Below are 25,086 nucleotides of genomic sequence, written 5' to 3' on the forward strand. Positions count from 1 at the left end.
GATGGATTTATACAGTTAATAGTTCTCTTATTTTCAATGATGCATCTCTAATTGATTCTACATCCCAATTAGCAACATTCAATTTTTTGGTTATATTTTTTATGTTTGGAAAAGCATCTTTAAATGCAGCCCAGTAATCATTTCCTAATTCAGATTGCCTCCATTGATATTGAGAATAAATAATACAAGGATGTATTTGACATTCCTTAGCAAATTTTGCTACCATAAATTTATTGTGAATCATTTTTTCGATGTATCTCATTTTCTCTGAGGACAATAAATATTCAGAGGCAAATTCATTTGCTTTATCTTCCTGAATCAGAAATAAATCTGGTTCTCCCGATAAATGGTAACTTGTTTTCTGGATTGTTTCTAAATCAAATAATACGTGATGTAATTCGTGTATTAATGCAAACCAGATGGTAGCATAATTCTTATTGAAATCAGTGATAACAATACACGGTTTATTATTTATGAAAAAAGTTGCACCTCTTATCTGTGTTTTAGGTAATAATGGCTGAAAAACTACTGTAATGCCAATATTATATAATGCTTGAAAAACAGTTACCAGTCCATTTTCTATATTTTGAGTATAAGGTTTTATTTTAGGAATCAGTTCTACTAAACTCTTTCTGCTATATTCATTTGGATTATCAATAAGCTCGAAATATTTATAGCTGGATTTTATCCAAAAGTCTTTCATTTTATCACTGAATGATTTTTTCGTCCTACTATAAAGAGCATCGTTTAGCTCTCTATCATAATCGTAAATAGAACCTAAGTCAAAAAAACTACAAATACGGTCTTTCAGAGTTTCTAAGGAATCATTCTTTTGAATAAATCCTAATACTGCCAATGTTTTTAAATCAAAATATTTATTAATGAATGTGATATCCATTGATGACTGTAACTCTCTGATTTCTTCAACAGGTCTATCTTTGAAATAAATAATCAGCAACTCACTTAAATCAATTTCCAAAAACTCGGTAAGTTTCAATAATTTAATAATATCAGTTTGCTTAGAAGTCTTATCTAAAATAGCATCCAAACTTCTTCTTTCCATTCCGGATAGCTTTTCAAATTGGGTTTTTGTCAAGCCCGATTCCTCCAACTTGATGGCAAATAAATCTTCAATCGAAGATCCATCATATCGAAGACTCTTATGTAACAAGTTATCTATCATTTTAATTAAAGGTAAATTTACCTCAAAAATACTAAACTATTTATTATAAACAACATTATAAAGGTAAATTTACCTCTATTTTTTATATTTTTTAAATAAAATAATATTTCATTGGTTAATTTTGTAGATGTCAAGGAGTTTTTCTGAATCATCGCACCCAAAACACAACTTAATTAAGATCTGTCATTCGCAGCGAACTTCTCCCTGCACTGATGCTGATATTCTTGTAGCGGCATACCATAGATCTCTGAAAACAGTTTTAGAAAGTTGGAGCGGGAAGCAATTCCGCATAACTTTGCAAGAACTTCTGTTTTCTGATGAGCTGCTATAGGATCTTCTGCGAGCAGTTCGGCGATATAGCTGATGCGCAACTCACTTAGGTAACGGTTAAAATGCATTCCTTTCTCTGTGTTAATGTAGGCAGATAGATAATTGGCATTTGTCCCTACCCTTATTGCAATTTTTTTAAGGGTCAGGTTCGATTCCAAAAACTCCTTTTCGTCTTCAAATCTTTGCAGATTCTTCCGAATTCTGTTGCAAATCTCCGCACTCAATGTCCATTTTGGTAGTGAGACATCGGGTTCTAGTTCATCAATGCCCACACCTGCCAAGACCACACCGTACGCTTTCTCAGGTTTCTTTTCCAGATAAGTGTTGACCGTGAACATAAGTAAGAGCATAGAGACAACTACAACGCCAACGAGGATATTCCTGTTACGTTGTGCAATACTGGCATATTCAATATTTATCCGTTCCATCTCAAACCTCGTGGAAAGATGATGTCTGTCTTCCATATTTATTTTTTCAATTTCGTGGAGGGTATTGGTAAAAGATAGCATTTCCTCTATATTTGATTTTTTACGGGCATTCTCCAGTAAAATCTGATAGTTTTCCGTAAGCTCAGGAAAGAAAAAATAATGTTTCTGATAGATGGAATCTACTTTTTTAAAAAAACTAAAGGATTCTTGTTGCTGGTGCTGAGCCAACTTATTCTTTCCCAGATAAAAGTAGATCACCGATACCCAGGCAAAGTCGTTTACCCTTATCAGTTCTGGAAGTGCGAGACTTAGATCAGCAATACTTTGCTCATAATTTCCTTTACGGAATTCAGAGATGCCTTTAGATTTAAAAAAATAGCTCCTTAACTGGATGAAATCTAAATTTTTGGGTATCTCTCTCTCGCCTATGTCAATTAAGTGGTCGGCGGTATCATTATCTCCTATTTGCTGGTAGCAGTTGATAAGCTGATGCAGACTGTTGTAATAGTCTTTGCGCATATTGTAGAGGGTATTATCTGGCGAAGGTTTTTTACCAATCTCCTGTCGAAAGAAAGCAGAACAGGTCTCAAAATGACTAACCGCCTCATCATAGGATCCCAGATAACTCTTCATTACACCCAGATGATATAATATTTTATACTTCACGTATGGGCTAGTGCTACATCTTGCGTAGAATAACGCTTTAATATAATCATCCAATGCAGGTTGGTAGTCTTTAAAATTAAAGTAAGACACAATTCCCCTTCCAAGATAAGCAGAGGCAATAAGATCGTTATTACAACTATGCTGAGCGGAAGTTATTGCACTATCTGCATACAGCATTTTGCGGTATTCTGATGGCTCAAAATTTAGGGCATCTTGATAAGCATATGTTAATTCAGAATAATTTTTTTCTTTTTTTGCGAGGGTAATTAAAAGGTCAACGTAAGGAAGTGCTGTAGTATCATTAACCTTCTGGTGATCATACTTTTTTCTGATCTGATGATAGGCCACATTGTCTGTGCTCTGCGCAACCCATAATTCCGCAGAGGAAACCAAAAGCAATATAAACAACCTGAACATCTGCACGTTACCTTCATTTTATTAAAACCTTTTATAAAATTACGTTATTTTTTATGGAATATCCAACTGTTTTGTAAACTACATCACCAAAATGCCATCCATAACGGTTCTTATTTATGTAAAAGCACATTTGATGTGATGAATAAGCATCATTTGTCTTTTTGAGCACAATCTCCAATTCCAACTTATAATCACTTTTATGAAAAAACTACAGCCTAACCATATACCGCTCTGGGATTTTGATACAGAGAATCAGTTTATAAACTGGCACCAGACATAGGAAACAAGCATCGTAAATCATTTTTTTTGTTGGATTTCTGTTTTACATTTGATCAGTAATTGTAAGAAAAATAGACATATACCTTACACAGAAATACTGTCAACAACAAACCTAATGTCGTGAAATATTTAAAAAAAACAATACCATTTGCGGTAAGTATTTTCTTTGTTATTCTCTTCTGCTATGCAAGTATCAGCAAGATTTTAGATTTTCGAAATTTCCAAAGTCAACTGGGGCAGTCACCCGGACTAGTAGGATACGAAATAGTTGTAGCGTACGGCATTATCTCTCTTCAGATGATTGCAGTTATTCTGCTTTGCTTCCGTACCTCAAGATTTTTGGGTTTATGGATCACTTTCGGAATATTGTCTGTCTTTGCAGGGTATGTTGCTTTCATACTCATCCATAGTAAAAATCTGCCTTGCACCTGCATAGGCTTATTCGAAAAAATAAGTTGGAATGGAAATTTTATTTTAAATATTGGATTAATGACTATCGCCCTAACTGGCATTATAGTGCAAAAAAGCGAGATCAAAAATAATAAATAAAAGAGTGCGCCCTTTTCAAAAGAATGTTGCAACATTCTAAAAGTGCGGTCAACAAACAATTGATGTTGACCAAATGTAAGCCGAAGGATCGACGGATACAGAAGTAGTACATCAGAAAGTCTGTCCTAAAAGACAGAATACCTTAATTTAACAATTCTTGAGTTTTTAAGGGAATCTTTTTTATCAAAAAAAGACCAATAGTATGAAAACACTAAAGTTTTTACAAACCAACTTTATGTTGGCTATCGCACTTTTAACGGTAGGCATCACTATGTCATTTAAATTAGCTGAGAAGAAAGAAAAAGCTGTAGCACAGACTTTTTACTATATCAGCAACGATATGACAGCCAATGCATTCAGGGATGTTTCGCACTGGAGCACTTCAACGATTCCGACAGATTGTTCACCTGAAGAACCTGTAAGACCTTGTAAGGTAACAGTTCCGGATGGCAGCTCACTGAGTGCTGTTTTAGGTTCTAAAACCAACAGTGAAGTTTTAGCAATATCAGAAGGTTACAGACCAGAGCCTTAATAGTATGATTTAGCTAATAATTTGGGGTGGAAATTTTTCCACCCCATTTTTTGTTATTGACTTACCTCGGATTCTGAGGCATTCCCGTCATTTTTATAATATCTTCAGGAATGGCGATGGCATAACGAAGATCATTCGGTGGTAAAGTATAGGTTTTTCCATTTATCGTTCTTTCTAAAGAAATTCCAGCGCCGTCACGGTTATACCTTTTTAGATCTGACCATCGCAAACCACGAAATAATAATTCTTTTCTCCTCTCTTTCAAAATAATATCTACGGCTACACCTTGTGAATTGGCAACCATCGGAATATACGTTCCTGTTTTCCAGCGTGTTTTTAATAATTGATTTAAGGTTTGCATTGCCATCGGTATGTCATTAAGCCGGGCATAGCTTTCAGCTATATTCAGATAGATTTCATCTGTTGCTAAACAAGTCATTCTCGTAGCACCTCCTGAATAGTTTCCTTTAAACAGTATCTGTTGTGCTGTATTAAATCTAAAATAAACACTCTTTCTCAAATCATTATTGTCATAAGTATTGTACATTAATTGCGGAATTTTAGCCATAGAACCTGATAAAAACTGTGAATACACCATAGAGGAATGAAGGAGTACTTCAATATTCATTGATTTTATAGGATAAGAATCGGAAGGATTCAAAGTATTAAAGTCCATTAATTTATCATTGATGAAAAGAGTCTGTTTTCCATATTCTAAAGCATTTTGATAATTCCCCATAAACAAATAGGTTCTCGAAAGATAACCTAATGCGGTAGCTTTCGATGGGCGTATCTGGGCAATTTGCTTGGCAGGTAATAACGTAGCCGCCTCTTTCAAATCACTGATGATCTGATTATAGGTTTCCTTTAACGATGATCTTTTAGAAGGAATATTCATATCCGGATCTAATCTCAGTGGTAATCCCAAATCTGTATTTGCTGTGTTCTCATTATACACCAGGCAATAAATTTGGGCAGCTTCCAGATAAATTGCAGCTCTAAGAGCCAAAGCCTGCCCTTTTAGATTTTCTGCTCCTGCAATTTGATAATGTTCGATATTATACAAAACCGTATTGCATACATTGATTCTCCGGTAGCAGCTTCCCCAATCATTTTCATCACTGCTGGACACTTCACCGGGTTGCCAGGTATATAGTCTTTTTTCAAATTCATAAATTAAATTACCATAATCTGCATCTGTAACATAAATTTCGTCAGCCGATATTTGCCCGCTGATACTGTTTGAAAGTACCGTATTGAAAGTTCTGTCCATCAGAGCCTGATTATCTTCTAACGTGACAGGTGTAGCCAATCTGGAATCTGATTTTTCCTCCAAAAAATCCGAGCATCCTGTAATGCTGCACAAAACCCATAGGGCGAATAAGTTTAAAAGTATATTTTTCATAAAGTTGATTTTAAAATTGTGTTCTAAGTCCTATAGAGTAAGTCTTTACAGGTTTTAAAGAATAAGTTCCCCAATTATAATCAGGGTCGATACCTACCTTATTGGCTTTCCAAAGTATTCCTAAATTATTTACGGATGCAAAGAGTTGTAAACTCTGAATAGGCAAACTCCCTAAATTCTCTTTCCTGAAACTGTAGTTCAGGTTAAGATATTGCAAACGAATATGGTCACCTCTTTCCACTAAAACACTGGAGCCGTTGTAAAATGCATCCCTCGCAGAGTTCGTTGTGTATGGGTTGGAAGGAACATTCGTCCATTGCTCATCGCCCGGCTTCTGCCATCTTTTGGAATAGTCACTATGCCCATCACGACTTGCAATAAGGTCAGTATAGTTAATAGAACTTCTTCTAAACCAATACCCGAACTTATAAGTAATTCCAACATCCAAAGAAAACTGTTGGTAGGCAATCGTGTTGATGAATGAACCATACTTTGTAGGAATCGCTGATCCAAAGTATTCTAAGTCTTCAATTCCTCGAGCGGAATTCAATATTTTAGTGTAATCCTTACTGACTTCTCCATCCAAATACCCTTGAGGATCTCCTGTTTGTGGGTCGAGAGCTGCCCATTTGTAGGCAAATACACCATAAACGGGAAGTCCGACAATACCACTTATGGGAGCTGTGGAACCTGAAGAGACCACGAAATTATTGGCAAAGGTGGTAGGTAAATAATAGTTGGTGACTTTGTCATTATAGATACTGAAGTTAAGAATGCTGTTCCATTTTATGGTTCTATCAATATTTTTTGTTTTCAGCTCGATATCCAAACCTTGTCCTTTCATTCCTGCGACATTCCATAGCATACTTTTAACACCAGTGGTATAATCCAATGGTGCTGTACCAAAAAGATTACTGCCCTCTTTCGTAAAATATTCAACCGAACCCGTAATGAGATTGTTTTTTAACCCAAAATCCAATCCCATATTCATTATTCTGATCGTCTCCCAACGCAGGTTAGGATTATAAAATTTATCTATTCTGGCGGTATTACCTCCCGTGTACACTGAAAGGTCCGTATCAAATAATATGGTTGTTACGGCGACCATTGAAGGATCGATATTTCCATTAAAACCGTAAGAGCCTCTTAATTTCAGGTAAGGTAGAAAACTGGAATTGTAAAAAGCTTCATTCGAAACGTTCCAAGATAAACCTGCAGACCAGAAGGGATTCCATTGTTGATTGGTCTTTAATCCAAATAGATTACTCGCATCCTGCCTTACGCTTCCAGATAATGTATAGCGTTTATCGTAAGTATATGCAGCATTGGCATACAGGGATACGAAACGGATATTGGTTTCTCTAAGAGACGTTCCTCTTTCAATAAAGTCCAAACTTCCCGTCACAAAGTTGGGATATTGTTTCGTATAGTCAATACCCGCAGTAGATAAAGTATTCGTATTGTAACCGTAATACCTGTTGTTGTCATATTGGGTAATGGTCTCTCTTATTTCTCCTCCTGCAATAGCATTAATGGAATGTTTACCAAAATTTCTATTGTAATTGAGCTGTCCTCTCAAATTGTTGACTGTAGTTTCAGAAAGACCTTTATCAAAAATTCCTCCTTTGGGAACGATGAAACTGATACTGCCATCACTGTTCTGTTTTGCAAAATTATTCACATAGTTTCTTGCGTAATAGCTCTGTTCATCATATAGTGTGCTGCTTTCTCCATTATTATATTGGTATTGGTACTTAATATCAAAATCCAAACCTTTTATAATTTTATAATTCAATCCTGCGTTGAGGATGAGTTCGCTTGTTTTGTTTTGAGTTATATTGTGCATCCAGTCGGTCAATGGATAGTAATTCCAATCCAAAAGCCCCTTGCCTTGCAGGCTGTTTTTATAATCCTGATCCAACATATAGTTCATCACCAGAGGGCTTCCGGCATCATCTGCAAACTGCATATAGGGAACTTTCCAATTATCACGCATCGTAATACTATTGTAGGCACTTTTACCACTTTTTGTTGTGGTACTAGTGTAGTACATCCCCGTAGTTATGGTCAGCTTTTCAGTTGGTTTCCAGGTATTTTGAAAACGGGCGTTCAACCGTTGGTATTTTTCATTTAAATTCCCTGTATTATCATCATACCCTATAAATGATGTCCAAGACAATTTAGGCGTACTTCCAAAAATATTAAGCGCATATTGTCTATTTTCCATAGGTTGGTACATATACTTTTTATACTGGTCTCTCACATCGATATTTCTTAGTCGATTTATTTCAGTCATCGCATCATTATGAGATAGAAGCCCCTGTTTTTCCTTATTTAAGAGTGTAACAACCGGGGTTAAAGCAGGATGGCTGGAAGAGTTAAGATCGCTGTCATAATATCCTTTGTTAAAAAGCTGCATTTCCACATCGATAAAATCACTGCTGGAAATCTGCCTGCTGTAACTTAGGTCTGGCTTTGCGCTTAGTGTCGTATTGGCTGTAAATTCTACAGACGTTGCCTGATTATTTTTGGCGGCTTTGGTTGTGATCACAATAACGCCATTCGCAGCTCTCGCTCCCCAAATGCTGGATGCTGCTGCGTCTTTCAGGATAGTAACACTCTCAATAATGTTTGCATTAATATTGCTGATACTCCCTTCGTATGGAAAATTATCTACAACAATCAATGGATTCTTAGGTCCCTGCATAGTACTTAAGCCTCTTATCATTAGTTGACCATCTTCGGTCAGTCCTTTACTGACCGTCAGACCATTGCCTATGGCAGGTAACCTGTCCATAATATTGGTGGTAACCTGTTGCTGCAATAATTTGTTGTCCACTGATGAAAAAGAACCTGTAGACCTTTCTTTGGGAATTTTCTGATAACCTGTTGATAACGTAACTTCTTCTATTTCTGTAATCTTTGTAGATATAGATATTTTCAGCTCCTTTTGCAATGGCAATTGAATATCTAGCGACTGACTTTCGTAACCTGCCTTGCTGATGAGTAAGGATAATCGGGATTCACCAGTGGTCAGACTGAATATTCCGTTTTTGTCCGTATTGGTAACCGCATTGATGTTCTGGATGATTACGGCAACTCCTGATAAAGGTTTTCCAGTAGTATTTTCTGTTATTTTTCCTGTAATCGTATGCTGTTGTGCGACCATCAGGGAACTGCAACATATAATGGGAAATAGTATATAGTTTTTCATAATGATTTAATGATTAATATGATTTATCCTTAACCACCAGCATAGGCAGTTCCTTCACGACTTCCACAAGCTCAAGGTCATATGCAGAAAGTTCCTTTTGAATACTTTTTAGATCTTGAAAACTTGAGAATTTCAGATCGACTTTTCCCAGATAATGTGTTTCATCTATTACAGGTAATGTTGTAATGTCGTTGGTTGCTTCCAGAGCGGATAGTAAAAAATCAAGAGTGACATTTCGGAGTATAAAAGGAGATTTCAATATATTTCCGATAGGTTCACCTCCTTTCGATGCCATCTTGTCTACATTAGAAGTTTTCCTTAGAACAAGGCATTTAACAGGTTTTTTTTCGATGCTGGCAACGTAATTGGAATTTTCATTGACATACCTTAGCATTCTGGTGTATAGATTAATTGCCTCATCTTTTGGAACAATGTATTCGATGCTGTACAGCTTCTCAAAATTTCCACCAGTCGTAGTATTGAAATCAATAGCTTCGGGATTTTTTGTCAGATTCATCAGACGTTTGTCCGAAAATTTATCCCCGGACTGACGGAATAATTCGTACGAAATACCTCTGTAGATATTCATCAGGGAAAAGTTGGTAAACTGCCTTCCGTAAACGCTTTCTCCATCTCTATGAAAACCTGAACCAAATGGAATTGCCCGTATCCTTCCTTTCGCAAAAAGGCTATAGCCTACAATGCTGCTCAGCTTTTCCAGCTCAAAATTCTCAGAAAGCATCAGCGGACGTTTTCTATCGATCTGAATGACCGTCTGCAAAGAAGATGTTTCATTTTTCAATACCTCTGCAATGGTTTGTTCATTGACCTGTCCACCATCGGTGGTATTAATGATCTTTCCGTCTTTTATCCAGACAATAAAAGGGACTGCAGTATGAGGGAACATTGTATGAAGTATTTTGTCGTCCACAACCGATAAAACACTTTTGTAACGTTGTCCATTGGTCGAGGAGAAAAATTTTTCTATGGTTGCCCGATTCTGGTCGGTTACTGCTATAATGTTGATCTTATCACTGAATTTCTTTTTAAGCTCTTCCATTTCCGGAAATTTTTTCAGGCAGGCACTGCACCAGGTTGCCCAAAAATCTAGGAGAATCAGTTTGTTTTTATCTGAGTTAAAGCTGATGGTTTTCTGTGGGTGGTTGACCACCTGCAAAGGCGTTGTCCAGAAGTTTTCGGGAAGAGTTTCTCCGACTTTAAGAGATTTGTTTTGGGCAAAGGATGTGGTGGATGCCACAAGAGTAAAAACAAGGGACAGGATTCCCTTGCAAAAAATATTTTTCATACTTTTGAATAGGTTTAATTCGTTAAACTTGGCTCTTCCTTGCATCCCGTAAATTCCAAGATACTATGGTGCAGGGAGGGCTTTTTATTGGTCTTTGTGGTTGATTAATTTCTACTGTCTGTTTTGTACTTTAATTGTTTATAGACCTTTCGGGAGGAAGTTTTACCAGTACAGAAAACTCCCCACCCATACAGGTCAAAATTTGAATATGAATGAAATTTGTGTCCCGTGAAAGCTGTGAAGCCGCAATAGGCTATGCACCCATTGTAATTGTCATTTCTAAATGAGAAAACATTTTATTGAAATCTAAAAACAGCCGTAACCATCTGAATTAAGCAGACCGTCCACTTTTTGTCTTCAGTAATAAATTCCCTTCGTACTGAAAAATAATTTGGAAAATTAAAAGAAAGCGAGTACTTTTAAGGTGTGAGTTTAAAGCGTAGTCTGGCTTTCCTTTTACTGTTAAAGGAATTTCGGAGTGTGTCGATAATAAGTAAGTTATGCCAATCCCGCATTTTGCGGGCAAATCGAGCATAAAGCTGTAATTTCTTTTGTTATGCTTGCGGACTACTCCGGTGGGCAGATAAGCAGAATGGTTGAAAATGTCGTCCTCATAATATCTTGTTTTATGAATTGTATTATGAGTTCTGGAAAGATTACTATAAAAAAATAGCGGAGGATAATCCCTCACCTTCCACTGCCAAACAGGTACGACCAAGCACCCTAGACACAGCTTCCAGCAAGGGACTATCCCCCGCATTTGTGCAAATATACAAATTAGCGGGGAAATTAACTCCCTCGGACTCCGTGTCTTAAAAATTGGTCGTTTTGTTTGACGGAACTCATTTGTTAATTATAAAATGTTATAACTAACTGGAACAAAGGTATAAATAATAATCGTAAAAACAAAATATTATAATACGATTTTAATAACGAGTGAAAATTTGGAATCAGAAAACCAAAGAATTAGAGATTTAATTAGGAAATATCGTGAGCATTATAAATGTTCACGCAAGGAAATTGCACATTTAACAAAGTTACAAGAAGCACTATATACTTCTATTGAAAGTGGGACAGGTAATATTGACTTTGATAGAACCGCCATCATTGCCAAAATTTATGGACTTTCATTATTGGATTTTATTAATCCCAAACAAAAAATCCCACAAATTGAACTCTTGCCATCAGCAACGAAAAAGGTCGTATTGAAGAATAAGAACAAGCAAATCCCTATTTCAAATATCAATCTGAACCTTCCAGAAAAAATTAGATTAATATTAGATTCAAAACAACTTCCTAAACAATTTACAACAAAGGATATCAAAAGTTTACTTCCTCAAAATCTACAAGAGGTAATTACTACGTCTAGAATAGCAGATACTATCACCCGAAAAGGTTTTGAAGATTTGGTTGAGGTTGGAAAAATTGGAAGAAGCAAGTTATTTGAAATCAAAATAAATCTTTAAAAAGATTTCAATCTAAAGCTAACGTGAGAACCGCTTACTTACCATATAAAAGTAAAGTTTTTTGAATGCTTGCCGTCACCGAATGAATATTATTTCTGTAACCTTGTATCTTCATATTTTACTCTTTCAGTTTTCAAAGATACCAGCCAGTCAAGATACATTTGTTGTGGCATACTACGGTAACCTATCTTATGGATGTGCGCATATTCCTTATTCATAAGATCAAATAATTCTTTAGCTTTCGGATCGCTTAATGTAGCCTGAATATCTGTTGTATTATGCTCTTTCATCAGTTTTTGGAACTGCTTTGTATGGGTTTCCGCTTGTAATAGCAAAGCATTAGCTAAGTATGGATAAATCTGGATTGCTCTTTCTGCACATTTTATTGGAAAACTCCCATCATTGTCAGGAAAACTTCTATTATAAGCGTTTCCTAAATCGACCAAAAGAAGTGCAAGACTTTCTTTATTCGTAAGAGCTTTTAGATATACACCATTTTGGACAGCTTCTAAATGGATAAATCCTGAAGCCATTAGCCAACTGTCTTGCGGAAATATGCCACTTGTAAGTTCGGTATTATACCAACCCAAAGATTTTATATTATGTTTGATATATACGTGGTTTGGAGCAAGCGCCAAATTTGCATCAACACCTAATTCTTCTGCTAAAATCTTATAGAGATATGGCATTGAGTTACAGTTTCCTTTTTGGGTGTCTAACAATTTTGAAACAAAGAGATTTGATAATTCTTTATTCCCGAAAACATCTTCAAAATCATAAGTGAAGGGCTTATATTTGACAGTGTCATTCCTTACAATTACAGGAGTTGTTTGACATAAGACTGTGAAAATGGCAGCGTATTTACTTACTTTTTCTTTGTCTCTATCAGTATAATTTAAGTCCCGACTATCAACAATTTGTTTGCAGAACTTTCCTAAAAATTTGACTTTTCTGTTTAAAGATAATGTATCCAAATTTCCTTGATAATATGCGTTTTCCACATTAAATACCGCTTCTTTGAAACTGTATTTTTGCCTATCATTCAACATATTATCTATTGTCTGAAATGCATCAGAATAAAAATGATTATTCTGACTTTTCGCAAATCCGAAAATAGTAACTGTTAAAATGAAAAAAAATCTTTTCATTATTTTTTATTGTTTTGATTTATAGAATCTTTTACTTTAACGGTGTCAGACTTGTGTTGATTATTATATTCTTCAACTCTTCTATTCCACGTATTTATTTCATTTCTTTCTTTGAATAAATAGAAATTCCAATAAATAAATCCCCAATATGCTATAAAAGCTACTAGTATAATAGAAATTATTATAATAATTCGTTTAACTTTTTTACTCAGTTGCATATAACTGTGGACTACCAAGAAATATTATAGAAGAAGAAGTAATATATATTTAACCCAATATCAATAACAATTCATTTCAAAATGTGACAATTGCTTACTTTCTGAGTTATATACGGTAATTATTAAAGGTGTATATTCTAATTTTATAACCTCTCCGCTAGCAGGGCGTGGAATATTATCAACTATTTCAACATAATTAATACTATTATTGTCTGCCGCAAATACAGAATAAGGGCTATTAATTAAAGAGCCGAATTTCAATTCTTTTCTTTCTGAAACAGAATAACATAAATAATTCCAATAATCAGCTCCAATACCAGATGCTCCAGATGCTTTACCAATAGCTATTATAATATGTTGATTCTGATTTTGTAGCAGATAAAATTTTACATCCGTTGAGTACGAAACAAAATCCTCAAACTTTTTCGCTATTGGCATATTATTTTTCTCTAAAAGCTTATACACCTGCGTTGTGTCTAATGGGTAATATTCTGATTCTTTAGAAATAGTTTTATTTGCTAATTTGTAAACTTTATCAAAACAAAATTGCTTTTCAAAGTTTTCAAATTTGAGAGAATTTTTTGAATTAAGATTTAGTTCTTCTAAAAGATTCTTATTATTACAGCTAAGCAATATAGCTGATAGTAATAGACATTGAAATATTATTTTGAAATGTACCATTTTGCTCCAGGTTTTGTATATCGTGAAAAAGTTGTACTACCAATAGCACCCGTTGATTGAAATTTATAACCTCCATTAACTCTATTATTGCCTTGTCCAAACAAATCGTGTGATGGACTCGTGAATAAGTATCCTTGTTGATATCTAGCCCTGTTTCCTCCACCTGATTTAAAATCAACTCCATCCCAATGAGTTCCACCTCCTGTAATGTCAGTTTTGCTTACCATTGCGTAAGCAATAGCTTTGTGAATGTTACTACGCTTTGCGTCAGCATCAGAACCTGTTTCATTAGAATAAGAGTATTTGTAACCGCTTTGCGAACCCCCATCAGTTTTTCTTACTCCGTAAACCCCATAAGGAGAGTCATCTGAAAGCTGATCCATTAAACCATTTCCTTGATTAGCTGCTCTATTTTTAAGAACATCAACAATCCCCCAAGATTCAAGAAAACCTCCTGAGCTTTCTGCATATAACGTCTGAGCTAACAGATTAAACTGACTTGATGTTAAATTCAAATTAGCACCTGAATTTTCTTTTTTTTCTAATTTGTCAAAATAAGCATCTTTGTCATTTTTAAAATCTTTTTTGGCTGTATTAATTTCGTGTGTAGTCGCTGCTATTGTTTGATCTTTACCATCTTCTATATGAGTTTTTTTGCCCGAAAAAATATCAATAAAATCTGTCTCAGGAGCCATTCCTGTAGGATCTGTAAACTTTAACGGGTTATTAAAAGCATAATTATATGGTGACCAATCAGAAAATTCCTCACTTAATGGATCGGGTGAAATCCAACGTCCGTGAGTGTCGCCAATCGGCTGTGCATCAGGATCAGATAAATCAATTTCTCTTACTTCAACTATATTGCCGCTTTTTGTGTTGTATCTTATAGAGCCAATAACCACAATACTATCCGTATCGTGAAACTCCAAATACTTGCCTTTGCTCAAAGTAGCAATCTTGGGATAATATCCATATTTGGCAAATGGATTTCCAATCGCTATATTCTTACGTCTGCGTTCTGCTTCCTCTGGAGTAATAGAATCTCTGGTCTTTAGAACCTCGTCCATATATGGACGGTTTCGCTCTTCTTTGGTCAATTGTACAGGATTCACCCATTTCTTTTCAGTTTTCGGCTTCTGTGTATTTGGGGTCTTTTTTTTGACCTGTGCCTGTGTAAAGCCTGTTATTACTGCAAAAGCAATCAATAATATTTTTTTCATAGTCATCTGCCTTTATGATGGTTAAAGTTATTTATTTTTTGTTATAGTTTACTTGAATCTATCGGAATATATTTCGGTTTTTTATCCTGCTTTTTCTTGTCCTCAGCTTTTTTGATTGCTTCCTGCTGTTGTTTTTGTAGCTGATACAGGTGTATTCTTTGCGCTAGTGCTTCACTTTCCATCTTATTGGTTTCGGTTTTCAGGCTACCAAGCCACGCTTCGTAAGCAGATGAAGGCATTTCAGCATATCCTAAATTATTAATTTTGGTAAACTGTTCTTGCAGTTGCTTGAACTGATCTACAGCTTTGGGAAAATAACCCGCTCTTTCCACATCTCTTTTATCTTCAGGGTTAATTCCTAATCTTCTTAATGCAGACAACAATCTTGTCCTACTGACATTTGACTTTTCCATATTAGGAGCTATACCATTAGGATAAAGTTCTAATGCTTTGTCTATAACTTTATTTACAAATTCATCATATCCGAATTTGTGAACATATCCTCTTGCCAAATCAAAATATGCCATTCCTAGCAATTCTTTTTTTGTCAGGTTTTCCATATAGATTTTATTTTGCAGAGCTTCGGACTTAATATAGCCTGATTCTAATAGAAACGTATTGGTAGAAAACATTCCGTTGGTCAACTCTATATTCCGCAACTTTCCTTCATCATCTATAAATCGGATGTAGGAATGGTTAGGAGCTAATGCTAAATAAGCTTCAGTTCCCATAGCTTCCGCAAGCATCAAATAATATTGTGGCATAGAATGGCACTGCCCTGATCCCGTTTTCAAAAGTTTGGAAACAAACATTTTGCTCCAGTCCTTTTCTCCTAAGTAGTCTTTAAAATCGTATTCAAAAGCTTTGTGAGTTGTTCCACCTAATTTCATATCCTTAGAGAAATACTCAAAAATCATCAGATTTTTAGAAACATTACTTTCGGTATCCTGTTTCCGTTCTCTCATTTTCTGCAACAATTGTTTTGCAGTTTTCTCTACGCTGGATTTCAATTGTGATGAATTCTGCTTATTACCATAAAAAGCGTTCTCAACAGTAAAATTAGCATCGGTCAAAGAATAATTTTCAGCATCCATTCCGGAAAGTTTATCAAAAGCATCGTAATAGGATTGTGTTCCCGCTTTTCCGGATAATGTAGGCAGATCGTAAGACATATTTCGTCCATTCGTAACCCATTCACGGAATTTCATTTCTTCTGCATCCTTGTTCAATTCTGCTTGTTGACGATTTCTTTCCTTTTCTTCGGCTTCTGCACGTTTGAAATCTTCCATAACCATTCTTCTATTTCGTTCATCTTGTTTGGATAAACTACCATTGATATAGTTTTGAGGAACACTTGGAATATTTGATTTTGTACTGGTAAAGGTTTGACTCGAATAATCACCCAGGGAACTTGGACTATTAGTTTGTTGTATGGTTGGGAAATTTGGTAATTGCCCAAACGTAAAATTTATAGTTGTAAAAAGAATAAAGAGTATTAATTTCATATGAATATCTGTGGTTTCGCTAAATTAAGGAAAATCAACTACAATATAAAAAGGAAAACCATAAAGGCTTTTTTTCCAAATATAATAAAAAATTCATTAATTCGGATTTGAGTCCGAATTAATTTAGAGGCTATCTCTTTTATTTGTGAATATGAAAGTTGCAAATAGGAAGATTGTTGAATATATAAGGGATAACTGGGTTATTCCTATCAACAACAACAGCCTCTTTGCTACCGAATATAATATTGATGAAAAGACGGTTCGCAGAATAAAAGATGATGAAAATTATCACATAAGTCTAATAACTATTATGAGAATCTGCGAAGCAAAAAATATTACATTATCTAAATTTTTTGAAATGGTCGGAATTTAAAATTTATACTATCCTGAGTAATTTTCCATTAATATTGAGAATATAATTAACTTTCCAATTTTGTAGCCAGTGGCTACAAAATCGATAATTCAGAAAAATCACTTGAAAATTTTGATGAAACGCAAGAATCTCTTTCTCACCTAAATATAATATTGAACGTAAAATTCTTATTCTTTCTGCAATCTGAACAGTAGGTAGTTTTCTTTGCTTTCTGGAGAGTTTGATCTGTTCTAATAATTGGCTTAGTTTAGTTTCCTTATTTATTTTGCTTACTCGCCTCAAACCCATCCTTAAACCTCAAAAAATCTCCTGCTTTCTTAGGATTATTTTTAATCCAAAGTTGCATTACTTTAGTGTTTTCCTGTAACATTTTCACCTCATTTTCGTCATAGATTTTTTTTCCTTCACCAGCAATTTCATTTAAAATATCTTGGCGTAGTTCACTTTTTGCTTTGATGCTTTCTTTGTACCATTTGGTAGCGAAATTGATGGAGGCGATGAAAACTAAAATCGCAAAGACAAAAACTCCAATTCCGCTCCAAATAAATTTCTTCTTCCATTTTATATCCTTTCCAAAACCTTCCAAATAATCTTTAGCTTCTTTTGAAAGAACCATCTCTATCTGATTAGGAATACTGGCAAGGAATTCAGCTCTATAGGTTTGCTCTAATTTAAAAAAGGCTACCGTTTCATTATTGAACGACTGTCCTTCTTCCAAACTGATCTGTACCTCGTTCAACAGGGTCGTATGGTCTTCAATGGCAAACTGAAGTTTGATATTTTGTTCAATATTTTCATTGTTTGATTTGATCACATTTTCTAAAAGCTCCATTCCGTTACTTTTAGATTCTTTATTTTTATTTTCCATATTTATTTTTTAAATTTTTATTATCGTTTTAATTTTCGCTTCTTTTTCCAGAGTTCATCTTCGTCCTTAGAAACATAGGTTGGATTAAGGAAGTCACCTAATAATCCGCCTGCAATTTCTATTAAGCTTTCATTTGTTTCTGATTTTAGATGATTACTTGCATCACTTACTACACTATTTTGATTCAATGATTTTAGCGCATCACCAAGATCAGAATCTATTGTTGACAGAGAGAACCCTATATTTTTCCGGAAGAACAATCCGTTTTTATGTCGATTGCTATCATCTTTATCGATCCATATATCCTGAATATCATTTTTTCGATTGGCTTTAAATTCTTCGATATATTGAATCTTTACAGAAAATCCCTTTTGTTGGAGATTTTCCCTAAACTCCTTTAAGTTGTCAGCGTTTTTTTGTGCTTCCTTAACCGCAGTTTTAACTTCAAACAGAGATTTTATTTCAGAGATTCTCAACTGATTTGAGACCTCAGATAATTTGTAACCCGCTTTATAAAGTTTTTCTGTTTGATGATTTTTGTCCTTTTCCATCACAATCCGCATTCCCGAAATTCCGTCCTTGACATTTGAAGACAATTGAACTTCAAAACCTTTTTTCTTCATTTCTAACATCAAGTCATCAAAATTATCTTCTGACCTAATAGCCTCGGTCAAGTTTTTCAGCATCTCAGCTTTTTTCTGAATTCCAATTTCAACATCGGTCAATAATCCTTTCTCTTTGCAAACTTCTCTGACAGCTTCCCCAAATCTCTTTCCGATATCGTGTGCTTTCACAGTGCACTTTCCCGAAATATCAATCCTATTGACAACAAAATGAATATGCTTATGTTTTGTACTGTTGTGAATATCCAATCGGTACTGATTTTTGTTTGTAACTCCAATTTTTCCTAAAGCTTTGGTGGCAATTTCCGCGAGTTCTTCATCTTTCAATTTTCTGCCAATTTCGTCCGGTTGAGAAATGTAGCCTGTCAATGCCCATTTTTTCACTTTAGGATTTCGCACAGCTACTGTTTTCATTTCGTTAAACTGATCTTCAGAAGTATCGCTTAGAAGATAATTCGAAGCCACCATTTCTGCTGTTCCTTTATCATTGCCATTGTATTCCAAAGCAATTTTTGTAATGGTTCTCGTGGTTGCGGAATTATTCATTTCTTTGTTTTTTTGAATACAAATATTGATGAATCAATTCGATCAGATTTTCAATTCTCAATAAAATTTCTTTTTTATTTTCAAAAACATTCCATTCTCGATTTCGCAAAAGGTTGGTGATTTTTTTGAAATGCGTTCCGTATTCAAGTAAGACCTCATCAGTTTGAAATTCATTAATCTTGAGTTCTTTTTCGAACAAAATATTCCGAATGTAAGTAGACAATTTTAGCGGATATTTTTCTTGTTTTTGAATGAGAGTTTCATATTCGGAATTGGTCATTCGTATTGAAATAACCTTGTCCAGTTTTTTATTCTCCTTGGTCTTCAAACCTCCTTTACGACCTAGTTCCTGAAAATATTTTTTTCTCATTTTCTGAGCAATTTTAGCTTCATTTTCTTTGGTGGCTTGGTTTATAAATTCTTGTAAAAAGTCTTTTCCCATTGTATTAATTTGTGTGTATTTAAAAACATTTCTGACGATAGGAAGAAATCAAAAATCCCAATTTTACAATCAGCGGATACGCTTATTGTAAACTTTGGGTACTTTTTGCACTAACACCCCACCATATTTTACCTGTATTTATTTTACTCACCTTCGCCTTTGTTTCATTTGTCTATCATTTGATGGATTTTTATGGATCAACCAATCATTCAAGTCTTTGAAATCTGAGTACAAAACCCGACAATCTTCTGCTATTTCATTTTCGTTTTTAATCATTTCAATAGCTCTGTTTCCGGCTTCGTCATTGTCAAAATAAAGCTCAATATTTTCATAATTTCCTAGTGAACTTTTAATATTGTGAATCATCGAAACGGAATTCAAAATGAGATAATCGAGAGGTTCTTTTTCTAAAAAATTCTCTACATTTTTAAAGGAAAGAAAATCGAAAAAACCCTCAAAAACTCTTAATGAATTTGAATCGTTTTTAATTGTCGAAATGTCTTTTTTACCCAAGCAAATTTTGGAGTATTTATTACGAATTTCATAACCGCTAGAATCGTTCTTGAAACCAATTCCGAAATAGTTTTTATCTTTCATCCGGTAATGGATTTCGTGTAAGAACTGAGTTTGATTTTCAACTTTTCTTTCTCTTAAATATTCCAAAAGTGCAGGATGCTGGATTTTTTTCACGTCAAGTATCTCATAATTTTTGCTCAGGTTTTCTAACTTCTGATCAGGAATTTTTTGATTTTGAAAAGAAGAAAAATTCTGATTTTCTGCCCAAACCAAAACTTCATTGACCGAAGCGTTTATATATTTTTTCATAAAGTCAGTATTGTTTCCACCGATTCCTTCTGAAAATAAGTACCAATTGTTAAGACTTTTATTGATTTTAAAAGAGGCTTGGGATTCGTTGGCAAAAGGGTTGAGATACCAAGCTTCTTTTTCATTTTGTTTCGTTGGAAGGTGTCCGAGAGAAAGGAGGACTTCTTCCAACCGGATTGTATTAAATTGTTTGCAATTCATAGCTGTAAATTTTCCGTGTTTTGAGTGAGATATTTTTTGTTGAATTGTTGAGAGAATCTGGTAACTTATTGATTTAATCATCTTTAACACCTAAACAAATGCTCAACAATTCAACAAACTAGAGGTTTGACCCTCAACAAACATTCAACAAAAAGTGAAGTTTAAAAGTTTGTTGAGGATTTTGTTGAGTTTAAAGTGCTTGATTTTCTATTCATTATCAATCAATTCAACATTTCAACACGTTTATTAAGAATAAAATCCTTTTTTATGGTGAAATAGCGACCAACTGAATTGTTTTGGTAAAATATTCCTGCAAAATCAAGGTCGTATCTGATGTAAGTCAAACCATTATTTTGTGGATTTAATTTCCAAGTTTCCTTTAAAAGATTTCGGATATCATTTCTTGTCCAGTAAGTTGGGCGAAACATCCTATTCATCATATTCAGCAAGTCTTGCGGAACGACATTAATTTCTTCATCATTGTTGCTTTCAAAAAACTCATAAAGCAATTCTATAATCTTAGACTCGAGTTTATTGTTGTTCTTAAAAACTAATTTTCGAAGTGCTTTTGTTCTGATCTCATCGGCAGAAAACCACATTCTTGTTTTCTTTTCCGTTGAAAATGGTCTTTCAATTAAAAACCGAAGAAAATAGGGGATTTCGGAAATGAGATTATTCAAAAACTCAGTGTTTTCGGTTTTGATCGGATTGATTTTCAGAATCCAAAATCGGATTTCGTTTTCATCGATTTGAATAAAATTCTCTTCGTTATTGGAACAAAGAATAAACTTGGCGAAAAAATCGATTTCTTCTCTGTCTTTACCTTTGGCTTCGAGTTTATCTTTATTAGTTGTTGATAGATATTTCAATCTTTCAGTGATTTCTTTCTTATCGAAAAAAACTTCATCGATTGCCACCAACAACATTGCTGCCCAATCGCTGTTGAATTGACTTCCGAATGAATCTCCTTTAATATAAGTCATATTCAATCCGAAAATCTCCCTCAACCATTTGATAAATGTTGATTTTCCGGTAGCTCGTTCTTTGGATACCAAACATAGAATAGGTAGAATTTGTGTTGGAAATTGCAGGAGAATTTTGAGATAATCCAAACCCATTTCCAGTTGTTCTCCGAAAATGTGCGCTACAAAATTTAAGGAAAATGGAATTTTAGATTTCAAATCTTCCGTTTCAGATGAAGGATGAAATGGGATTTCATTGTAAATATTATAGAAACCCTGAACGATTTGTTGATAATTTAAATGCTCCGGAATGCAACAGAAACCGTCAAATTTTGGCACACTTGAAACATACATTTTTCCGTGATCGTTCACAATTGTTTCTCGATTCCAGCGAACCAAAACAGAAGTTTTATCGCCCGAAATTAATGGCTTTTCTATTACTTTATAGTAAGTTATACCAACTCGGATATAGGGATTTTTTTGGCTCATCTTTGAAGATTTTGGTTAGAATCTACATTTGCCTTTCTTGAATTTTTTCTAAAATTGGCTTCCGCTTCAGATTGGATTTCTTGTAAGGTTTTCTTCTTTCCTTTAGAAATCCAATCCAATAATTCATCTTCAAAAAAGTATAGTTTCTTGCCATTTTTGTAACAAGGAATCAATCTTTTCCGCACTAGAGTATAAACAGTAGGTTTTGCCTTACCTATAATTTGGCAAGCTTCTGCAATATCAATCGGAATTCTTTTTACGGGAATTATCGGAGGCTCTTTCCTTTCTACCAGAAATTTAATTTCGGCTATTTCGCTAACCAGATGCGCAACTGCTCTTGGCAGATTTTCAAATGAAATATCATTGCTATCCATAACTATTGTTTTTGATTGTTATGGTGCAAAGAAAAAAAGTGATTCCTCTGTGATCGCTATAAACACGCAATCACAGAGGAATCACTAAACATACACTTCATTTTGTGATTTTTTATGTTTTTTGGTACTCTGTCAAGTCTTCTTGAATTTTGATATTACCTTTTTGAGGTTCATCTTTCAAATGTGACTTGATACTATCTAAATCAATATCATCAAGCGAAACAAATACAGTTTTTAATAATTTTGAAATTTCTTCCTGTTTTATTGGTCTAAAATAATTCCAAATATTCCAACCGAAATGATAAAGGTCTAGATTAGTTAATTCTTTGGTGTGGACGGAAATATCGTTAGGAATCTCTTCTTTTTTCGAATATAAACTTACGGCATTACAAAGTGCATCAAGACCTTCATCTGTCACATATAATGCAAATTGATTCCGAGTATAATCCAAAGCGATTTGTAGTTTTTCACTTTCACTCTGTTGCTTTTTCTGGAGTTGAGTTTTTCTTATAGATTCTAGATTTACGGATTCAGTAGTTTGATTCACAATATTTTCCTCTGAATTTTCGACCAAATACGTTGGTATATTTTCATTAATTATTTTTTGTTGTTCTTCTCTTATATTCTCAAGATTTTCAGATGGCATAATATCTACAGTTGAATTCTCGGAACTGCCCTTTTTAGGGAAAATCTTTCTGAATAAAACAATTATCCCATCGAGAAATAAAATTATAAGTGCATAAAATAATATACTTAATGCTGTGATTGACCAAAATACAATATTTGCGGTATATTCGTCACCACCTTTTCCAAGAAAAGAAATTCTTGCTAACGCTCCCCCTATTACACATACTAATAGAACGGAAAGGTAGATAACAATATATTCGAAATATTTCAAGTGCATTTTATAAGTTTTTTAATTGAATAGCTGTAGAAGCTTTATTTTTCTTTTCATCAACAACCTTTGCATAAACCTGCGTAGTTTTTACGTTCGTATGACCAAGCATTTTACTTACTGTGTAAATATCAGTTCCACTCGAAAGTTGAAGCGTTGCAAAAGTGTGTCTAAAATTATGAAAGGTTATTTTTTTAGTAATTCCAGCACTTTCAATCCACTTCTTGAGTGGTCGGGAAATCCAAGCCGGATTAGTCAAATTTTTAAAAATCAAATCATTTGGAAGACCTACTTCACCACAAAGTTGTAATGCTTGTTTAGACATCGGCATATATTCTACACCTTTTGTCTTTTTTTGAGTAAAATTTATTTTTGCCTGATCGTTTTCAATACTTATTTCGTTCCACGTTAGTTTCTGAATATCGGAATGTCGTAGACCTGTTAAAGCAGAAAAAAGTGCTGCTCGTTTAAGAACTTCAAGTTCGCACGGCGTTTCAACTAAAGTATTAAGTTCATCAAGTGTTAAATATTCTCGTCTTGATTCCTCGTGCGGAATAGCTTTTATTTTAGCAGAAATGTCAGTCGTAAAATATCCATCAATAAAAGCTTGTTTTAATGCAGCTTTGAAAACAGAAAAATAAGTTGAAGCCGTATTTTGAGAAATAATCTCTTCCTTATTGCTACCACTTTTCGCAGTCAACAAATATGATTTAAAGTTTTCACAGAATTTTGTGTTGATCTGAGAAAACATAATTTTTTCACCTCCGAAATCTTTGAGAAATTCTATTGACCGATACCAATTTACTTGAATAGATTCGGAATTGTTTTTATGCCTTTTGTTAACCAGCAAATCAAAATATCTCACAAAATTCTCTTGAGATTTTTCCTTTTGTTCTACTTGAATTTTGTCAAGTTCGCTGTAAAGTTCAATATTATCATATTCTCTCTGACGTAATTTACGAATAGAATCTGCATAGAACATTGTTTCCCGATCATTTTCGCTTTTGCAAACGATAATTCCGTTGTCATCTCTCTTAGGTTTAAATGAAACAGATTCTTGGGTTGTCCTCGCAGGTCGTTTCTTGTCAAAATCTACGGTGGTAACACTTCGATTCAAATACTCCCTGATTCTTTGAACTTTATCTTTACCTGGAATCATCACAGGATAACTTTCCAAATAGATAAACCATTCTTTTCGGAATTCGGCTTTTCGCAATCGTACGGTAACTTTGGTTTTTAATAACTCTTTCATTTTCCGTCAAAAATTTTATCAATTAAATTTTTAGGAACATACACGAAACTTCCAACTTGTTTTGTCGGAATTTTGTTTCTTCTAATTACATTGTTTACGGTTCCCGGATCCGCACGGTATTTTGCACTTATCTCGGAAATTGTATAACAATTACCAACTTCAAAATTGGGTTTCTCAATTATTATTTCTTTTTCTTCCGGCATTTCAATTGCTGAAAATAAATCTTCCAAATCTGATCGTTTCACGCGAGTTAATCTTGAGCCTAGATTAACTCCAGTAATAATCCCTCGTTTTATATATCTGTGCACTGTATCTTTTGAAAGTCCAAACATAACAGTAGCTTCAGCAACTGAAATAAATTCTCTATTCTGAACTTCTGCAATCTTATTCTTATATTTTTGTAAAAGAGTGTCTTTTTCTACTTTTTCTTTTTCAAGTTTTTTCCTTTCTTTTAATGCTTTATTATTACAAGATATAGAGCAAAAACGAGTCATAACCGTTTTTGCTTCAAAGGGTTTAGAACACTGCTCACACACCCTGGGTATTTTCAATTTACTAAATCCCATTCTGAAATAACATCCTGAACATTCTCTGTTTTTTGACTTTTTTTTACTATCAAGGCGCATAAGACGCACATACTATTTAAATAGCGCTCGGTACAAGTAAGATACAAAATTACAATAAAAATC

The 25,086-nt window shown here is 34.3% G+C and carries 21 protein-coding genes; 3 read left to right on the plus strand and 18 right to left on the minus strand.

Going from position 1 to position 25,086, the window contains the following annotated elements; translation table 11 throughout:
• Nucleotides 1-7: 7 nt before the first annotated feature.
• Complete coding sequence (locus J7E44_RS18960) at nt 8-1,171, minus strand: ImmA/IrrE family metallo-endopeptidase (RefSeq protein ID WP_214832520.1); 1,164 nt, start codon at nt 1,169-1,171, stop codon at nt 8-10.
• 185 nt (nt 1,172-1,356) lie between these two features.
• On the minus strand, nt 1,357-3,030 hold the full coding sequence (locus J7E44_RS18965) for a helix-turn-helix domain-containing protein (RefSeq protein WP_214832521.1): 1,674 nt from the start codon (nt 3,028-3,030) through the stop codon (nt 1,357-1,359).
• Nucleotides 3,031-3,423: 393 nt separating this feature from the next.
• On the opposite strand from J7E44_RS18965, the gene J7E44_RS18970 reads away from it, so the two are divergent.
• A complete protein-coding gene (locus tag J7E44_RS18970; RefSeq protein WP_214832523.1) occupies nt 3,424-3,852 on the plus strand; it encodes a MauE/DoxX family redox-associated membrane protein in 429 nt (142 codons plus the stop codon).
• Between the two features lie 202 nt (nt 3,853-4,054).
• On the plus strand, nt 4,055-4,384 hold the full coding sequence (locus tag J7E44_RS18975; RefSeq protein WP_214832525.1) for a hypothetical protein: 330 nt from the start codon (nt 4,055-4,057) through the stop codon (nt 4,382-4,384).
• 61 nt (nt 4,385-4,445) lie between these two features.
• Here J7E44_RS18975 and J7E44_RS18980 read toward each other — a convergent pair whose 3' ends face one another.
• Genes J7E44_RS18980 through J7E44_RS18990 form a run of 3 tightly spaced genes read right to left on the minus strand, consistent with a single transcriptional unit; the run spans nt 4,446 to nt 10,309 of the window.
• Nucleotides 4,446-5,789 (minus strand): RagB/SusD family nutrient uptake outer membrane protein, encoded by a 1,344-nt coding sequence (locus J7E44_RS18980; protein ID WP_214832527.1) that lies wholly within the window; start codon nt 5,787-5,789, stop codon nt 4,446-4,448.
• Nucleotides 5,790-5,799: 10 nt separating this feature from the next.
• Nucleotides 5,800-9,003: a SusC/RagA family TonB-linked outer membrane protein gene (locus tag J7E44_RS18985; protein WP_214832529.1), complete on the minus strand. Its 3,204-nt coding sequence runs from the start codon at nt 9,001-9,003 to the stop codon at nt 5,800-5,802.
• Between the two features lie 13 nt (nt 9,004-9,016).
• The gene (locus tag J7E44_RS18990) at nt 9,017-10,309 is read right to left on the minus strand and encodes a TlpA family protein disulfide reductase (RefSeq protein ID WP_214832531.1); all 1,293 of its coding nucleotides are present in this window, start codon (nt 10,307-10,309) and stop codon (nt 9,017-9,019) included.
• A 944-nt stretch (nt 10,310-11,253) separates the two neighbouring features.
• Between J7E44_RS18990 and J7E44_RS18995 the strand changes: the two genes are divergently transcribed.
• Nucleotides 11,254-11,775 carry a helix-turn-helix domain-containing protein gene (locus J7E44_RS18995; protein ID WP_214832533.1) on the plus strand — a complete coding sequence of 174 codons (522 nt, stop codon included), beginning with the start codon at nt 11,254-11,256 and terminating at the stop codon, nt 11,773-11,775.
• Nucleotides 11,776-11,864: 89 nt separating this feature from the next.
• Here J7E44_RS18995 and J7E44_RS19000 read toward each other — a convergent pair whose 3' ends face one another.
• The 13 genes from J7E44_RS19000 to J7E44_RS19060 form a co-directional block, all read right to left on the minus strand.
• Complete coding sequence (locus J7E44_RS19000) at nt 11,865-12,923, minus strand: hypothetical protein (RefSeq protein WP_214832535.1); 1,059 nt, start codon at nt 12,921-12,923, stop codon at nt 11,865-11,867.
• Between the two features lie 278 nt (nt 12,924-13,201).
• Nucleotides 13,202-13,822 (minus strand): hypothetical protein, encoded by a 621-nt coding sequence (locus J7E44_RS19005; RefSeq protein WP_214832537.1) that lies wholly within the window; start codon nt 13,820-13,822, stop codon nt 13,202-13,204.
• A complete protein-coding gene (locus J7E44_RS19010; RefSeq protein WP_214832539.1) occupies nt 13,804-15,042 on the minus strand; it encodes an RHS repeat-associated core domain-containing protein in 1,239 nt (412 codons plus the stop codon). Before J7E44_RS19010 ends, J7E44_RS19005 begins: the two co-directional genes overlap by 19 nt.
• Before the next feature lie 41 nt (nt 15,043-15,083).
• Nucleotides 15,084-16,547 (minus strand): hypothetical protein, encoded by a 1,464-nt coding sequence (locus J7E44_RS19015; RefSeq protein ID WP_214832541.1) that lies wholly within the window; start codon nt 16,545-16,547, stop codon nt 15,084-15,086.
• Nucleotides 16,548-17,176: 629 nt separating this feature from the next.
• Complete coding sequence (locus tag J7E44_RS19020) at nt 17,177-17,788, minus strand: hypothetical protein (protein WP_214832543.1); 612 nt, start codon at nt 17,786-17,788, stop codon at nt 17,177-17,179.
• A gap of 20 nt (nt 17,789-17,808) precedes the next feature.
• Complete coding sequence (locus J7E44_RS19025) at nt 17,809-18,957, minus strand: relaxase/mobilization nuclease domain-containing protein (protein ID WP_214832545.1); 1,149 nt, start codon at nt 18,955-18,957, stop codon at nt 17,809-17,811.
• Nucleotides 18,950-19,399, minus strand: a complete 450-nt coding sequence (locus J7E44_RS19030) for a plasmid mobilization protein (RefSeq protein ID WP_214832547.1) — start codon at nt 19,397-19,399, stop codon at nt 18,950-18,952. The genes J7E44_RS19025 and J7E44_RS19030 overlap by 8 nt, the downstream gene beginning before the upstream one ends.
• A 147-nt stretch (nt 19,400-19,546) precedes the next feature.
• The gene (locus J7E44_RS19035; protein WP_214832548.1) at nt 19,547-20,425 is read right to left on the minus strand and encodes a DUF8464 domain-containing protein; all 879 of its coding nucleotides are present in this window, start codon (nt 20,423-20,425) and stop codon (nt 19,547-19,549) included.
• A 221-nt stretch (nt 20,426-20,646) separates the two neighbouring features.
• Nucleotides 20,647-21,876: a primase-helicase family protein gene (locus J7E44_RS19040; protein WP_214832550.1), complete on the minus strand. Its 1,230-nt coding sequence runs from the start codon at nt 21,874-21,876 to the stop codon at nt 20,647-20,649.
• On the minus strand, nt 21,873-22,250 hold the full coding sequence (locus J7E44_RS19045; RefSeq protein ID WP_159745262.1) for a helix-turn-helix domain-containing protein: 378 nt from the start codon (nt 22,248-22,250) through the stop codon (nt 21,873-21,875). The genes J7E44_RS19040 and J7E44_RS19045 overlap by 4 nt, the downstream gene beginning before the upstream one ends.
• Before the next feature lie 112 nt (nt 22,251-22,362).
• Complete coding sequence (locus J7E44_RS19050; RefSeq protein WP_214832552.1) at nt 22,363-23,154, minus strand: DUF2214 family protein; 792 nt, start codon at nt 23,152-23,154, stop codon at nt 22,363-22,365.
• Between the two features lies 1 nt (nt 23,155).
• On the minus strand, nt 23,156-24,397 hold the full coding sequence (locus J7E44_RS19055; protein WP_214832554.1) for a site-specific integrase: 1,242 nt from the start codon (nt 24,395-24,397) through the stop codon (nt 23,156-23,158).
• On the minus strand, nt 24,394-24,963 hold the full coding sequence (locus J7E44_RS19060) for a helix-turn-helix transcriptional regulator (RefSeq protein WP_214832556.1): 570 nt from the start codon (nt 24,961-24,963) through the stop codon (nt 24,394-24,396). Before J7E44_RS19060 ends, J7E44_RS19055 begins: the two co-directional genes overlap by 4 nt.
• Nucleotides 24,964-25,086 lie beyond the last annotated feature (123 nt).

The sequence above is a fragment of the Chryseobacterium sp. ISL-6 genome, from assembly GCF_018613715.1.
Lineage (GTDB): Bacteria > Bacteroidota > Bacteroidia > Flavobacteriales > Weeksellaceae > Chryseobacterium > Chryseobacterium paludis.